The organism is Celeribacter sp., from assembly GCF_048261515.1.
GTDB lineage: Bacteria > Pseudomonadota > Alphaproteobacteria > Rhodobacterales > Rhodobacteraceae > Celeribacter.
Window position 1 is genome coordinate 476660 of the sequence record NZ_JBLXFZ010000001.1, and the last position, 13164, is coordinate 489823.

17 protein-coding genes and 1 tRNA gene are annotated in these 13164 nt (G+C 61.6%); 11 read left to right on the forward strand and 7 right to left on the reverse strand.

What is annotated here, in order from left to right; all coding sequences use genetic code 11:
• Positions 1 to 67: 67 nt before the first annotated feature.
• The 3 genes from ACN0SC_RS02330 to ACN0SC_RS02340 are packed head-to-tail and all read left to right on the forward strand — an operon-like array spanning position 68 to position 2229.
• Entirely contained in the window at positions 68 to 940 is an 873-nt protein-coding gene (locus tag ACN0SC_RS02330; RefSeq protein ID WP_417248057.1) for a DUF692 domain-containing protein, read from the forward strand.
• Positions 937 to 1671 (forward strand): putative DNA-binding domain-containing protein, encoded by a 735-nt coding sequence (locus tag ACN0SC_RS02335; protein WP_417248058.1) that lies wholly within the window; start codon positions 937 to 939, stop codon positions 1669 to 1671. The genes ACN0SC_RS02330 and ACN0SC_RS02335 overlap by 4 nt, the downstream gene beginning before the upstream one ends.
• Positions 1672 to 2229 (forward strand): DoxX family protein, encoded by a 558-nt coding sequence (locus tag ACN0SC_RS02340; protein ID WP_417248059.1) that lies wholly within the window; start codon positions 1672 to 1674, stop codon positions 2227 to 2229.
• On the opposite strand, the gene ACN0SC_RS02345 is transcribed toward ACN0SC_RS02340, so the two are convergent.
• Positions 2205 to 2522, reverse strand: a complete 318-nt coding sequence (locus ACN0SC_RS02345; RefSeq protein ID WP_417248060.1) for an arsenate reductase family protein — start codon at positions 2520 to 2522, stop codon at positions 2205 to 2207. The genes ACN0SC_RS02340 and ACN0SC_RS02345 overlap by 25 nt on opposite strands.
• A 258-nt stretch (positions 2523 to 2780) precedes the next feature.
• On the opposite strand from ACN0SC_RS02345, the gene ACN0SC_RS02350 reads away from it, so the two are divergent.
• The 3 genes from ACN0SC_RS02350 to ACN0SC_RS02360 all read left to right on the forward strand — a co-directional run bounded on the left by ACN0SC_RS02350 (position 2781) and on the right by ACN0SC_RS02360 (position 3743).
• Complete coding sequence (locus tag ACN0SC_RS02350; RefSeq protein ID WP_417248061.1) at positions 2781 to 2987, forward strand: cold-shock protein; 207 nt, start codon at positions 2781 to 2783, stop codon at positions 2985 to 2987.
• A gap of 414 nt (positions 2988 to 3401) precedes the next feature.
• Positions 3402 to 3495 (forward strand) — tRNA-OTHER (locus ACN0SC_RS02355).
• Positions 3456 to 3743, forward strand: coding sequence for a hypothetical protein (locus ACN0SC_RS02360; protein WP_417248062.1), 288 nt, complete (start codon positions 3456 to 3458; stop codon positions 3741 to 3743). The genes ACN0SC_RS02355 and ACN0SC_RS02360 overlap by 40 nt, the downstream gene beginning before the upstream one ends.
• Before the next feature lie 3 nt (positions 3744 to 3746).
• On the opposite strand, the gene ACN0SC_RS02365 is transcribed toward ACN0SC_RS02360, so the two are convergent.
• The 3 genes from ACN0SC_RS02365 to ACN0SC_RS02375 all read right to left on the reverse strand — a co-directional run bounded on the left by ACN0SC_RS02365 (position 3747) and on the right by ACN0SC_RS02375 (position 5471).
• Entirely contained in the window at positions 3747 to 4046 is a 300-nt protein-coding gene (locus ACN0SC_RS02365) for a hypothetical protein (RefSeq protein ID WP_417248063.1), read from the reverse strand.
• Between the two features lie 140 nt (positions 4047 to 4186).
• Positions 4187 to 4669 (reverse strand): dihydrofolate reductase, encoded by a 483-nt coding sequence (locus ACN0SC_RS02370; RefSeq protein WP_417248064.1) that lies wholly within the window; start codon positions 4667 to 4669, stop codon positions 4187 to 4189.
• 7 nt (positions 4670 to 4676) lie between these two features.
• Positions 4677 to 5471, reverse strand: coding sequence for a thymidylate synthase (locus tag ACN0SC_RS02375; protein ID WP_417248065.1), 795 nt, complete (start codon positions 5469 to 5471; stop codon positions 4677 to 4679).
• A 334-nt stretch (positions 5472 to 5805) separates the two neighbouring features.
• Between ACN0SC_RS02375 and ACN0SC_RS02380 the strand changes: the two genes are divergently transcribed.
• The 3 genes from ACN0SC_RS02380 to ACN0SC_RS02390 all read left to right on the forward strand — a co-directional run bounded on the left by ACN0SC_RS02380 (position 5806) and on the right by ACN0SC_RS02390 (position 8755).
• A complete protein-coding gene (locus tag ACN0SC_RS02380) occupies positions 5806 to 6801 on the forward strand; it encodes a hypothetical protein (RefSeq protein ID WP_417248066.1) in 996 nt (331 codons plus the stop codon).
• Between the two features lie 62 nt (positions 6802 to 6863).
• Positions 6864 to 8195 (forward strand): hypothetical protein, encoded by a 1332-nt coding sequence (locus ACN0SC_RS02385; protein ID WP_417248067.1) that lies wholly within the window; start codon positions 6864 to 6866, stop codon positions 8193 to 8195.
• A 137-nt stretch (positions 8196 to 8332) separates the two neighbouring features.
• Entirely contained in the window at positions 8333 to 8755 is a 423-nt protein-coding gene (locus ACN0SC_RS02390) for a VOC family protein (protein ID WP_417248068.1), read from the forward strand.
• A gap of 84 nt (positions 8756 to 8839) precedes the next feature.
• Here ACN0SC_RS02390 and ACN0SC_RS02395 read toward each other — a convergent pair whose 3' ends face one another.
• Together ACN0SC_RS02395 and ACN0SC_RS02400 are read right to left on the reverse strand one after the other, a co-directional pair.
• Positions 8840 to 9337 (reverse strand): MarR family winged helix-turn-helix transcriptional regulator, encoded by a 498-nt coding sequence (locus ACN0SC_RS02395; RefSeq protein WP_417248069.1) that lies wholly within the window; start codon positions 9335 to 9337, stop codon positions 8840 to 8842.
• Positions 9338 to 9468: 131 nt separating this feature from the next.
• Complete coding sequence (locus ACN0SC_RS02400) at positions 9469 to 9744, reverse strand: succinate dehydrogenase assembly factor 2 (protein ID WP_417248070.1); 276 nt, start codon at positions 9742 to 9744, stop codon at positions 9469 to 9471.
• 121 nt (positions 9745 to 9865) lie between these two features.
• On the opposite strand from ACN0SC_RS02400, the gene ACN0SC_RS02405 reads away from it, so the two are divergent.
• Both ACN0SC_RS02405 and ACN0SC_RS02410 read left to right on the forward strand, forming a co-directional pair.
• On the forward strand, positions 9866 to 11068 hold the full coding sequence (locus ACN0SC_RS02405; protein WP_417248071.1) for a pyridoxal phosphate-dependent aminotransferase: 1203 nt from the start codon (positions 9866 to 9868) through the stop codon (positions 11066 to 11068).
• An 82-nt stretch (positions 11069 to 11150) separates the two neighbouring features.
• Positions 11151 to 11555: a hypothetical protein gene (locus tag ACN0SC_RS02410; protein WP_417248072.1), complete on the forward strand. Its 405-nt coding sequence runs from the start codon at positions 11151 to 11153 to the stop codon at positions 11553 to 11555.
• A 179-nt stretch (positions 11556 to 11734) separates the two neighbouring features.
• Here the strand turns inward: ACN0SC_RS02410 and ACN0SC_RS02415 are convergent, their stop codons facing one another.
• Positions 11735 to 13099 carry an MATE family efflux transporter gene (locus ACN0SC_RS02415; RefSeq protein ID WP_417248073.1) on the reverse strand — a complete coding sequence of 455 codons (1365 nt, stop codon included), beginning with the start codon at positions 13097 to 13099 and terminating at the stop codon, positions 11735 to 11737.
• Between the last annotated feature and the right edge of the window lie 65 nt (positions 13100 to 13164).

Below are 13164 nucleotides of genomic sequence, written 5' to 3' on the forward strand. Positions count from 1 at the left end.
CGACGCGCCGTGCTACCCTGCGGCGCGTCGAGCACCTCCGTCCACGAGCAACAAGCGAGCATTCGCCATGTCCCCGTCCCTTCCCGCCGCCACAGGTGTTGGCTACAAGGCGCAGCACTTCGCCGAGATCATCCGCGATCCCGCGCCCGTCGAATGGCTCGAAGTCCATGCCGAAAACTACATGGGTGCGGGCGGACGTCCCATTGCGCAACTTCGCGCGCTGGCCGAGCGGATGCCTGTTTCTGTGCATGGCGTCGGCCTGTCCATCGGCGGCGAAGGGCCGCTTGACCCCGACCATCTCGCCCGCCTCAAACACCTCGTGTCATGGCTGAACCCCGCCTCTTTCTCCGAACATCTGGCGTGGTCCACCCATGACATTCCTGGCAGCTCGGCCTATTTCAACGACCTGCTTCCCCTGCCCTATACGGCGGCGACACTGGCGCGGGTTTGCGCCCATGTCGACGCGGTGCAGGAGGCCCTTGGGCGGCGGATGCTGCTCGAAAACCCGTCCTCCTATCTGGCCTTTTCCGAGAGCACCTACGGCGAGGTCGATTTCCTGAAAGAAGTGGTTTCGCGCACGGGCTGCGGATTGCTGCTCGACGTCAACAACGTCTTTGTTTCCGGCACCAATCTCGACCTCGATCCGCGCGCCTATATCGACGCCTTCCCCCATGAGGCCGTAGGCGAGATCCATCTTGGCGGCCATGACGAGGACGAGGATGACCACGGTGCGCCGCTGCTCATCGACAGCCATGGGCGCGAGGTGGCCGATCCCGTCTGGACACTCTATGCGCACACATTGACGGTCGGCGGCGCGAAGCCCACGCTGATCGAATGGGACAATGATGTGCCCGAATGGTCCGCGCTAGCGTCCGAGGCGCAACGCGCCGCCGATACGCTCGCCAAGCACACCGCCCCGCGCGAGAGCCTCTCCGCATGAGTAGTACCCTGACACAAGAGGCCTTCGTCGCCGCCGCCCTCGACCCCACGGCCCCCGTGCCGCAGGGCCTAACGGGCGCGGACGGACACCCCACGGTCAAGCGCTTCAACGTCTATCGCAATAATATCGTCGTCGGGCTCAAAGACGCGCTGGCCACGGGTTTTCCCGCTGTGCGCTCCCTTGTCGGCGCGGAGTTTTTCGACGCTATGGCAGGGAATTACGTGCGCGCCCACCCGCCGCGCTCGCCGCTCATGCCTGCCTATGGCGAGAGTTTTGCCGATTTTCTCGACGGGTTCGAACCCGCCAAATCGCTGCCCTATCTCGCGGATGTTGCGCGGCTCGAATATGCCCTGCGCGCCGCCTACCACGCCGCCGATGCAGCACCCGTGGAGGCCGAAAAACTCCGCGACCCGCTCGCCTTCACCCGCAGCGTCACACTGGCCCCTGCTCTACACGTGCTGCGCTCGCCCTTCCCCGTGAGTCAGATCCAAGCCGCAGCCCTTGGCGGACCGAAGCCCACGGGCGGGGCGGAAGATGTGCTTGTCATGCGCCCCGCTTTCGACCCGACGGTAACGGCCTTCCCCTCCGGCACGGCGGCGATCATTGATGCGCTCACCGCAGGCCGCTCCCTTGGCACGGCGCTGGAACTGGCCCCCGCCGCGCTCGACCTGTCCGATTTCATCGCAGCCCTTCTGTCGGGCGGCGCCATCATTGCTTTGGAGGATTTCTAAATGCTTGCCCGATTGCTCGCCCCCTACGGCCGCGCCACACAGGCGCTCGACCGCACCGCGCCTGCGCTCCTCCCGCTGCTTGCACGCCTCGTCTTTGCTGGCGTCCTGCTGCGCTACTTCTGGGGATCAGCGGCGACGAAGCTCGACGGTCTGCTCACTCCCTCGCTCGGCGCCTATGCCCAGATATTCCCGCGCCAGATGGAGGCGGCAGGCTATGACGTGTCGCAATTCGGCGCGTTTCACTGGCTCGTAGTGATGGGCGGAGCCTATGCCGAATACGTCCTGCCTCTGCTGATCGTGGTGGGCCTGTTCACCCGCCTCGCCGCGCTTGGCATGATCGGCTTCACCCTCGTGCAGTCGCTCACCGACATCATCGGCCACCATGCCGATACGACCACCATCGGCGCATGGTTCGACCGCGCCTCAGACGCGCTGATCCTCGACCAGCGGGCCTTCTGGGTGCTGCTCTTCCTCACGCTTGTAGGCTTCGGCGCGGGGGCCTTTTCCCTCGACGGACTGTTGAAGCGGCGGGGTCAGGCGACGCCCAAAGCCGCCTGAACATCCTTGCCCCAACCGAGGTAGAGCTGCCCGTCGCGCTCGATCACGGGGCGCTTCATCACCGTGGGATGGGCGGCAATCAGGGCGGAGGGATCAAGGCTGCGTTCCGCCTCGTCCAACCCGCGCCACGTGGTTGAGCGGGTATTGACCAGCGCCGCTCCGAAGGCCCCGACAAAGCGCGTGATTTCCTCGCTTGAAAGCGGCTCAGCGCGCACATCGCGCAAATCTGCCCCCAGTGCCTTCACCGCCTTGCGGCAGGTGTCGCAGGTCTTGATCCCATAAACGCGCGTCATGTCGCCCCCTCTCGCACGGATTTTCGCGCATAAATTCGCCGATTTCGCCCCCGCATCCAAGCGTGAGAGCGCTAACATTGCCCGTTTTAGTAAATTGTCACTTGTTTTAGCAACGGATCGATTCAAACTGACGGCGTGACTGCTACCTTTCTGGAACGACGTGCTCCTTTTCCCAAGGGGCAGCTGGAGACCTTGGAAGCCTGGCTGCACCGGACCCGTCGCACGTTGGCGGCGGAAGACTGAAGAAGGAGAACGGAAATGCCGACGGGCACCGTGAAATGGTTCAACACCACTAAAGGCTACGGGTTTATTGCACCCGATGATGGCGGCAAGGATGTGTTCGTGCACATCTCCGCGGTCGAACGCGCGGGGATGACGGGCCTCGCGGACAATATGAAAATTGAATACGAACTGATCGAAGGCCGCGACGGACGCGCCTCCGCAGGCGATCTCAAGGCGCTCTAAGACGCCCAACAGACTTGCATCCGAACGGCTCCCAACGCTAAATTGGGGGCCGTTTTTGTATCTTGCGCCCCGCGCAACTGCCCTTCCGAACCATCGAAGAAAGTGACCGTCATGCCCCGACTGCTCTGCTACGGCGACAGCAACACCTACGGCGCCGCGCCGCTCACCGATCAAGACGCGCCCATTGAGCGCTTTGATCTGCGCTGGCCGATCCACGCTGCCCGCGCGCTTGGTTGGGATCTGGTCGAAGAGGGCCTTCCCGGACGCACGACCGCCCGCCCCTGCCCCGTGATGGGGCCGCATATGGACGGGCGGATCGGCATGTTCATCGCGCTCGAAAGCCACGGGCCGATTGATGCGCTGGCGATCATGCTCGGCACCAACGATCTCAAGGCGCATTTCGGCCTGAGCCCCGATGAGGTGGCCGAGGGTGCAGGCACGCTTCTCGACATCGCGCTCTCCGACGAGATGCAAAAGCGCCACGGCGGGTTCGAGCCCTTCCTCATCGCCCCACCCCCACCCTTCGAAGCGGGGGTTCTCAGCGAGGAGTTTGCAGGGTCTGGTGCCAAGGCAGAACAGTTCACCGAAGCCCTGCGCAAACAAGCGGAAGCCCGCGACGTGGCGTTTTTCGATGCGGGCCAGGTGATCGCCTGCTCACCCGTCGACGGCGTCCATTTCGGAGCCGAAGCCCATGCCGAGCTTGGCCAAGCCTTTGCCAAGTTTCTTCTGTCGGAAATCGAGACCCACGCGGGCTAGGGTTCAGGAGCCGTCCCAGCTGTCGGGCGACTTGCCCATCGGGATTCTCTCGGGCGCGTAGACAGGCGCATTCGCTACATAGCGGCGCGTGACGGGCGCATCGACATAGCCCGTCGCCGTCGGCGTGCCGCAACAGACCACACCGTTGTAACGGACGGGCTGCGTGCCTGCGGGACAGTAGTTTGCCACATTGGCCTCATAGGCAAAAAGCTCCACGCCATGCTGCGCGGGCTGGGTTCCGCCCGCGAGTGCTGGGGCGGCGAGCAGGGTCAGACCTGCGACGGTGAGAGCGGTTTTGAACATGGGCGACACTCCTGACATACCAACCGAATTCGCGTTATCCACAGCATAGGCCGCAAGGCGTTCCAGCGTCAAACAAGGTAAACGCGCGCGCTGGCATTGTTGCGGAGGTACGAACAATCCGCCCAATCAGCGCGGATTGACTACACCCGCAACCATTCCACCACGAACGCGGTAGGCTCCGCCCCCGCAAGCTCCAACCGTCCCGCCTCGCGCCATTGCGCGTCATCGAACTCGGGGAAATGCGTATCTGCCCCTTCCACCACCGTATCCACCTCGGTGATCAGCAAACGGTCGGCCACGGGCAGCATCGCGGCATAAATCCCCGCGCCACCCATGCCGTAAATCCGCGCCTGCCCCTGCGCACGGGCAAACGCCATCGCATCCTCCAGCGTCGCAAAGACATGCTCGTGATCCACGCCTTTTGACGAAACCACGATATTCAGGCGGTTCTTCAACGGACGCACGGCGGCGGGCAGGCTGTCCCACGTATTGCGCCCCATGATCACCGCCCCGCCCAGCGTCTCGCGCATGAAAAAGGCGAGATCCTGCGGAATATGCCACGGGATGTCATTGTCCTTGCCAATGGCTCCGTTGCGATCGCGGGCGACGATAAGCGTAATCATACCAGCCTCACACGGCCACGGGCGCGCGGATCGCGGGATCGGGATCGTAGTCGCGCACCTCTATGTCGTCATAGGTGAAGTCGAAAAGGTCCGTCACATCAGGATTGAGATGCACCTGCGGCAGCGGCTTGGGGCTGCGCGAGAGTTGCTCATGCACCTGATCGAGATGGTTGGAGTAGATATGCGCGTCCCCGATGGAATGCACGAACTCCCCCGCCTCATAGCCCGTCACCTGCGCCAGCATCTTCAGCAGAAGCGCATAGGAGGCGATGTTGAACGGCACGCCGAGGAACATATCCGCCGAACGCTGGTAGAGTTGCAGATGCATCTTCCGCCCGAGAATTTTCACCTGCCACAGCGTATGACACGGCGGCAGCGCCATATCGGGCACATCGGCGGGATTCCATGCCGAGACAATGAGGCGGCGACTGTCGGGCGTGGCCTTGATCGCCTTGAGCAACTCTTCGATTTGGTCAATCGTGCCGCGCTCGCCACCTGGCCACTTGCGCCACTGACGCCCGTAGACGGGGCCGAGATCGCCGTTCTCGTCGGCCCATTCGTCCCAGATAGTCACCTTGTTGTCGCGCAGGTAACGGATGTTGGTGTCCCCTGACAGAAACCACAAAAGCTCGTGGATGATCGAACGCAAGTGCAGCTTCTTTGTCGTCACAAGCGGGAAACCGTCGGCAAGCGAATAGCGCGCCTGCATCCCGAAATAGGAAATCGTGCCTGTGCCCGTGCGGTCCGTGGTCTCGACGCCTTGGTCGAGAATGGTGCGTAGCTGGTTGAGATATTGCTGCATTTGGCTGTCGGCCCTTCCCCCGTTTGGTCCCCACTTGGCGCAGCCGCAAATGCGACTGAGGCCGATCCACGGTGCATGAATGGCGCGATGCAGGGACGAATCACGGCCCACCATATCTGCCCTGCGAGCCATATTCACCCGCTAGATAAGCCAAATCACTCCCCAACCGCGGCACGCAGCACACGGGCGCACGGAATTATGAGCCTTGAAGCGTTCACATTATTGACAGCGCCCCCCCACTTTGGAACCAATGGTGCAATTCGAGCATTTGACGCCCTTGCACAGCGGGAAGATATCCGTGAACGCGGGCGCACCAACCCGCCAAGAGGCCACGATGTCCATTACCCGTTTGACCATTTCCGCCCTCCTCCTCCCCGCCCTCGCCGCCTGTAGCGGCCCTGGAACATCCGTTGGCCTCGACGGGAGTGGTTCGGGAGGGGATGGCGATGATTATACGGCTGTTAGTGGACTGCGTGGCACCGAGGCCGAAGACGTCAGTGCGGATGGTGCCATCGTGCGCCTGCATGCGGCGAGCACCGACCCTGCGGCGGACTACTTCCTCAGCGAAGACAGCGTGACCGTGCGTGACAATGGCGACACGTTGACCATCGAGGGCATGCCTTTCGACGGCGATGACAGCTATGTGCGGCTGACCTCAGGAAGCAATACAGGCACGGCGGGGCAGAACGGTAAATTTTTCCTCTATGAGAACGCCGAGTCGACGCAAACGGACCCCGTTGGCGGCAGCACGATTGACCAATTCTACTATATCGCCCTCCACCAGTCGAAAAACGTGGGCGACGACCGCGTCTATGTCACCATTGTGGGGGGCGACCAGTCTTCCGACTCCATCCCTTTGGAAGGGTTCGTCTACGGACGGACGGGTGGTGTTGTCATGGCCACCGCCAATCAGGGCAAATGGACGGGTGATTACGCCGCCGTGCGCACGTTCCACGACACCGACATGCTCGACTATGTCTCGGGCTTCATGGAGCTCGAAATCGACTTTGAAGAGCTCAATAGCGCGGGGGCGATCCGCTATGTGATTTCCGACCGTCAGGTGTTCGATATAAACGGTGACCCGATCGGTTCTCTCGATCCAATTGGAGTGTTTGCGGAAAACGGCGCACTCGATGCACAGGGCGAGTTTCAGGCTGATGCGAATGACATAGAGATTACAGGCACAGTGACGGGCAACGCTACGATCCAAGGCATGTTGGCTGGCGACGACGCTGAAGTCGCGGTCGGCACGGTCGTCATGGAGTATGATGAGGCCACCAATGGTTCCGTCGTCGAGACGGGCGGATTTATCCTCGACCGCAATCCCTGATGCCTGCGCCACGCCGCATTCTCCATGGGATCGGGCTTGCGTTTTGCCTTATGGGGGCGCCTTTGGCTGCCACCGCGCAATCCGCGCCTGCACCGCTGGAACTGACCCAGTCGCAACTCCTCGACCTCGCCGCGCGTGAACTGGCTGCGGGGCGGGCGCAGGTGGCGCTTGATCTCGTTGAGGGGCTGCTTGCCACGCGCCCCAATGTCTATGACGCCCACCTGATCCGCACCGATGCTTTGCGCCAATTGGGCCGCACCGACGAGGTTCTGCCCAGTGCGCGGGCGGCATGGCGCGAGGCCACATCGGACGCCGAACGCACCCGCATCGCACGGCTGGCGGCACATGAGGCCTATCGCAACGGTCGGAACTTCCAGTCGAAATTCTGGCTGCGCCGCGCGATGAACACCGCCAAGAGCCCGCTGGCGAAGCAGAATATCATTCGCAATTTCAATCAGGTGCGCCAAGCCGATCCGTGGCGCACGCAACTGTCTTTCAACGTCGCGCCCTCCTCGAACGTCAATAACGGTGCGCAAGGGTCACGCTATGTCGTCGATGGCATCACCCTGCCCTTCGACCTCTCGGTCAGCCCGACCTCACAGGCGCTTTCGGGCTATCGCGCCTCGCTCTCGGGCAGCGCCAGCTACACATGGGACGGGGACGCGGGCACCGATTATTCGCTCGGCATCAAACTAAGCAGCACCCGCGTCGTCCTTTCGTCAGAGGCCAAGGCCAGCGCGCCCAGCGCGAAGGGTTCGGACTACGACACTGACACCGTGGAGCTTGTCTTCGGAGGCAGCACAACGCTCAACGCGCGCCACGGCCTGACGTGGAGCCTCGGCGCGGGGCGGATCTATTCGGCCCACGCGCCTTATGCCGACACCGCGAGCCTCACGCTCACCGATCACCACAAGCTCAAGAGCGGCGCGACCTTCCGCCATGGTCTGACCGCACGCTACGAGCGCCCCACGGAGGCCACCCGCGCGCCCGCACGCAGCCTTCAATACAGTGTTGAACACGCAAAACTGGCGCGTGACATCGGCGTTTTCCGCAATGCGGCTTATGTCGAGCGAGTGTTTTCCGACGACCCGTCAAAAGCGCGTGACAGCCTCGGCCTGTCCACGTCGCTTGAGCTAGGAAAGCCCGTTTTAGGCACGAAGGCGAGCTTTACGCTTGGCGCGGAGATGAGCCATTACGAGGTCTATCCCTTCCTCGTTGCCACCGACAGAACCGACAAATCGCTCTATCTTTCGGCGCGTTTTACGCTGGTCGAGCATTCCTTCTACGGTTTCGCACCCGAAGTGCGGATGGATTTTGGCAAGACATGGTCCAACATCTCGCGCTTCGACACGCGCACATCCTCCATCGGCCTCGGGATTAAATCCACCTTCTGACCTACGCGCCCTGAACCGCTCACGCCTTCGCGATTGTTTTCGCATAGGGGCCGCGCATAAGGGCGGGTGGCGGGGACGTGGATGCGTGCTATCTTTCGGCCAATAGCAGACAAGACTGACAGAAAACTGGAGGACACATGCGATATTTGCACACGATGGTTCGGGTCAAGGATCTTGAGGCGTCGATGGCGTTTTACGCCCTGCTCGGCCTGAAAGAGACCAAGCGGATCGACAATGAGGCGGGACGTTTCTCGCTGATCTTCATGGCCCCCGAAGGGCAGGAAGAATGCCCCGTCGAGCTGACCTACAACTGGGACGGCGACGACGGCCTGCCCTCCGACAGCCGCCATTTCGGGCATCTGGCCTATAGCTGCCCCAATATCTACGAGCTGTGCCAGCACCTTATGGACAATGGCGTGACCATCAACCGCCCACCGCGCGACGGGCATATGGCCTTTGTGCGCTCGCCTGACAATATCTCGATCGAGTTGCTGCAAGAGGGCGATGCGCTCCCCCCTGCCGAGCCTTGGGCCTCAATGGAGAACACAGGCCACTGGTAAGATGAGCCGCGCCTGACGGCGGCGCGGACACAAACGACTGTTGGCGGGCGACTGATAGGGTCGGCCGCCGACAACAAGGATACCCTAGTAAATATAGCGTATCTGATCGGACCAATACCGCTCGACCCGGCGCAGCGCGGTGTTGATCTCCTCGATTCCTTCCGAAGAAATCACATTCTTGCCCTGCAACCCTTCCGCATGACGCGAGAAGAGATTGGCCACCGTATCGCAGACATGCCGCCCCTTCTCGGTCAACCGCACACGCACCGAGCGACGGTCGATCTCGCAGCGCTGATGGTGCATGTATCCCATATCCACCAACTTCTTGAGATTATAGGACACGTTCGATCCCTGATAGTAGCCGCGCGATTTCAACTCGCCCGCGGTCACTTCGTTATCCCCGACATTGAAAAGAAGCAGGGCCTGAACGGCATTGATCTCCAGCACACCGACCCGCTCGAACTCGTCCTTGATCACGTCAAGAAGAAGCCGATGCAGGCGCTCCACAAGAGAAAGGGCCTCCAGATACTGCGACATGAATGCCGTGTCGTTCGGATTGGGAATCATGGGATGGACGCTCATATGTCACTCCGCGAAATCATTGCAGGAACGACTGTGACGCCAATTCACCAAGATAAAGTTAAACCGCCCGAATTTTCTGCAAATGCAACAGGTGGGCGGTTCGCAAAGGCGCGCAGGGCCGAAAACGCGCGTTACTTTTTCAACCACAACTCGGGATCGGCGAAGGCAACAACCTTGTCGAGCGTGGGCTTGAGATCGGCGGGCGCGTCCTGCTGTCCTGTGGCCCAAGCCAGCAAATCCTGATCGTTCTCATCCATCAGCGCCTCGAAAGCATCAAGCTCCGCCTCGCTCATCGACGCCAGATTTGCATCGGCATAGCCACCGATCAACAGGTCCATCTCTTTGATCCCGCGACGCCATGCGCGGATATTGATCCTTTTGAGGCGGTGTTCATGGGTCTCGGACATGGGTGGTCTCCTTTGTGGTCGCCGCTTTTTGCACCCGCCACGCGGGCGGCGCAAGTGCGGCCTTTGCACGCGAGCGAAAAGCGGTCTATCAAGGCGATGCTTGCAACCACAGGAGCCGCATATGCCCTTTCTCTCCGACACACTGTCTCGCGTCAAACCTTCGCCGACCATCGCCGTGACCAACAAGGCGCGCGAGTTGAAGGAAGCAGGCAAGGATGTGATCGGTCTGGGCGCGGGCGAACCCGACTTCGACACGCCCGAGAATATCAAGGCGGCGGGCATTCGCGCCATTGAGGAAGGCAAGACGAAATACACCGCCGTTGACGGTATCCCCGAGTTGAAAGAGGCGATCTGCGCCAAGTTCAAACGCGACAACGGGCTGGACTACACCCCCGCGCAGGTCTCGGTCGGCACAGGCGGCAAACAGATTCTCTATAATGCGCTCATGGCGACGCTCAATGAGGGCGACGAGGTGGTGATCCCCGCGCCCTATTGGGTCTCCTACCCCGACATGGTGCTGCTTGCGGGCGGCACGCCTGTCCCCGTGGCGGCGACGCTCGAAAACGACTTCAAACTGACGCCAGAGCAGCTTGAGGCCGCGATCACGCCCAAGACCAAATGGCTGATCTTCAACTCCCCCTCCAACCCCACGGGCGCGGGCTATTCGCGCGATGAATTGAAGGCACTCACCGATGTTCTGCTACGCCACCCGCATGTCTGGGTGATGACCGACGATATGTATGAGCATCTCGCCTTCGACGGGTTCCAATTCTGCACCCCCGCTGAAGTCGAACCGAAACTCTACGACCGCACCCTGACGATCAACGGCGTGTCCAAGGCCTATGCGATGACGGGCTGGCGGATCGGCTATGCGGCAGGGCCTGTCGAATTGATCGGCGCCATGCGCAAGATCCAGAGCCAGTCCACCTCCAACCCCTGTTCCATCTCGCAATATGCCGCCGTCGAGGCGCTCAACGGGCCGCAGGACTATATCGCCGCCAACAACGAGATTTTCGTGCGCCGCCGCAATATGGTGGTCGAAATGCTCAATGCCGCCGAGGGCATCACCTGCCCCATGCCCGAAGGGGCTTTCTACGTCTATCCCGACATTTCGGGCTGCATCGGGAAAACCTCCGCAGGCGGAGCGAAGATCACCAATGACGAGGAGTTCTGCACCGCGCTTCTCGAAGAGCATGGGGTCGCCGTGGTCTTTGGCGCGGCCTTCGGCCTGTCACCGAACTTCCGCGTCTCCTATGCGACCTCGGACGAGGCGCTCAAAGAGGCCTGCACCCGCATCCAGACCTTCTGCGCGGGGCTGAAATGACAGCATGGATGACAGCACGCACCACCCAGAGCGGCCCAAGCGGCGCACCGTGGCGCGTGGCTGAGAACGGGAGACCATTGGCATGAGTTCCGAGCTTCCAGAATATTACTTCCGCGTCCGCGAGAACGGCGCCTTTGTCTTCCGCGTGGACACCTCGAACCGCCAGCGGCGGATCGAGATGGACCAGATCGCCTCGCTCAACATCCGCAATGGCGAGATCAAGCCGCATGGTCAGCGCGAGTTGAGCGACGAGGATATCCGTGTGATCCGCGAGTGGATGGAGGCGCGCAGGGAGATTCTTGCCGAGCGTGACATCGACGACATTCACCGCGCGGTGGACCATCTCAACCTCACCGCCCATTGGGCGCAGACCCGCGCTACCGACGAGCAGTTGGAGCATGTGACCGACGATCTCCTGTTGGCGATGCACGACCTGCGCACGGTATTGGTGCGCAAGAAGGCGGATCGGCTCACAAAAAGACCGTAGCGCGACACGGGGGCGAAGGCTCCCCGCTTGCGGTGCGCACGCGCGGATCAATCAATCTCGACAGGTATGACGCGCGGGTAAATGCAACGCCCGATGGGGTCCGACAGATGTCCGACACATAGCCGACAGATATCCGACAGGGAATTTTGGACGGGTTGGTGGCTTTCGCGCGGGGCGCGTCAGGCCGCGTCAGACGTCGCAGGTTTCGGCCCGATCCGCGACTTGTTCAGCCAGAAACGCAGCCCCATCATCACCCATGCCGAGGAGAGGCCCACGAGCAGGCCGAACCAAATACCCTTGCCACCGAAGTCCATCACGAACCCCGCGACATAGGCGGCAGGCAGGCCGATGAGCCAGTAGGACACACCCGCATACCACATGGGCACCGTGGTATCCTGCACCCCGCGCAGAAGCGACAGTGCCGTGACCTGTCCCCCGTCGGAGAACTGGAACAAAGCGGCAAAGAGCATGAAGCCCGCACCCGTTGCCAGCACCATGTCACGCGCAGGCTCGTCGGGCGCAATAAACAGTCCGATCAATGGCTTGGAGTAAAGCAGGAAGACCGCAAACGTCATCGCCGCCACCACCAGAGACATCACTGTAACCACCACTGCACTGCGGCGCAATTCGTCCTCGTCGTGGCGACCATAGGCGTTGCCCACACGGATCGTGCCCGCCTGTGACAGGCCGATCTGGAGCATGAAAGCGATTGCCGAGAGTTGCAGCGCCACACCATGCGCAGCCAGCGCCACTGTGGAAATCCACCCCATCATCAGCGCCGCCGCGTTGAACAAACCAACCTCGGCCAGAGCGGTCAGACCAATCGGCACACCCATCTTGAACACCCGTTTGAACATGTCCCAATCGGGTTTGAGCACATTGCGGAACAGGTCGTTTTCGGGCGTTGCCCAAGCGGCATAAACCGCGAACCCCGCCACAAGAGCGATGTTCACCAAAAGCGACGCAATCCCCGCCCCGACGATGCCCAGTTCGGGCGCACCGAAGTTGCCGAAGATGAACACATAGTTGAGGAAAAAGTTCAAGGCGACAGCCAGAATAGTCCCCACCAGAACCACCCGCGTACGCTCCAATGCGGAGAAATAAGAGCGGAAAACAGCCACGACCAGCGCAGGCAGCATCTCGATCCCCGTCACGGCCAGATAGGGCCGCGCCAGCGCCGCCAGTTCCTCTTTCTGTCCCAGTGCCACAAGCACCCGTCCGGAAAAGCCGAAGAGCGGATAGACCACGACAGCGGCAATGATCGACAGCCAGATCGCCATGCGCGTGGAGCGGCGCACCATCGTGGTGTCGCCCTCGCCTGCGGCCTTGGCCACCAGCGGCATGACCGCGAATGCGAACCCCGCAAGGAAGATGAAGGTGATAAACCAGAAGCCCGACCCGAGAACCAGTGCGGCCAGCTCGTCGAGACCATACCACCCCATCATGATGACATCGGTCATATGGACAGCAAAGCTCGCCAACTGGCTTGCCGCCAAAGGCAGGGCCAGTGCGGTCACGGCACGGACGTGTTCGGAGTATGTCATTTGGCTGCTCATGACGAGCCTATAGCCGCGAACAGCCCTGACCTCCTAGTCAAATTTTTGCACAT

Excerpts from the sequence above, each read along its gene's own strand:
- ACN0SC_RS02330 (WP_417248057.1), top strand. The coding sequence starts at position 68 with ATGTCCCCGTCCCTTCCCGCCGCCACAGGTGTTGGCTACAAGGCGCAG.
- ACN0SC_RS02335 (WP_417248058.1), top strand. The coding sequence starts at position 937 with ATGAGTAGTACCCTGACACAAGAGGCCTTCGTCGCCGCCGCCCTCGAC.
- ACN0SC_RS02340 (WP_417248059.1), top strand. The coding sequence starts at position 1,672 with ATGCTTGCCCGATTGCTCGCCCCCTACGGCCGCGCCACACAGGCGCTC.
- ACN0SC_RS02345 (WP_417248060.1), bottom strand. The coding sequence starts at position 2,522 with ATGACGCGCGTTTATGGGATCAAGACCTGCGACACCTGCCGCAAGGCG.
- ACN0SC_RS02350 (WP_417248061.1), top strand. The coding sequence starts at position 2,781 with ATGCCGACGGGCACCGTGAAATGGTTCAACACCACTAAAGGCTACGGG.
- ACN0SC_RS02360 (WP_417248062.1), top strand. The coding sequence starts at position 3,456 with ATGCAAAAGCGCCACGGCGGGTTCGAGCCCTTCCTCATCGCCCCACCC.
- ACN0SC_RS02365 (WP_417248063.1), bottom strand. The coding sequence starts at position 4,046 with ATGTTCAAAACCGCTCTCACCGTCGCAGGTCTGACCCTGCTCGCCGCC.
- ACN0SC_RS02370 (WP_417248064.1), bottom strand. The coding sequence starts at position 4,669 with ATGATTACGCTTATCGTCGCCCGCGATCGCAACGGAGCCATTGGCAAG.
- ACN0SC_RS02375 (WP_417248065.1), bottom strand. The coding sequence starts at position 5,471 with ATGCAGCAATATCTCAACCAGCTACGCACCATTCTCGACCAAGGCGTC.
- ACN0SC_RS02380 (WP_417248066.1), top strand. The coding sequence starts at position 5,806 with ATGTCCATTACCCGTTTGACCATTTCCGCCCTCCTCCTCCCCGCCCTC.
- ACN0SC_RS02390 (WP_417248068.1), top strand. The coding sequence starts at position 8,333 with ATGCGATATTTGCACACGATGGTTCGGGTCAAGGATCTTGAGGCGTCG.
- ACN0SC_RS02395 (WP_417248069.1), bottom strand. The coding sequence starts at position 9,337 with ATGAGCGTCCATCCCATGATTCCCAATCCGAACGACACGGCATTCATG.
- ACN0SC_RS02400 (WP_417248070.1), bottom strand. The coding sequence starts at position 9,744 with ATGTCCGAGACCCATGAACACCGCCTCAAAAGGATCAATATCCGCGCA.
- ACN0SC_RS02405 (WP_417248071.1), top strand. The coding sequence starts at position 9,866 with ATGCCCTTTCTCTCCGACACACTGTCTCGCGTCAAACCTTCGCCGACC.
- ACN0SC_RS02410 (WP_417248072.1), top strand. The coding sequence starts at position 11,151 with ATGAGTTCCGAGCTTCCAGAATATTACTTCCGCGTCCGCGAGAACGGC.
- ACN0SC_RS02415 (WP_417248073.1), bottom strand. The coding sequence starts at position 13,099 with ATGACATACTCCGAACACGTCCGTGCCGTGACCGCACTGGCCCTGCCT.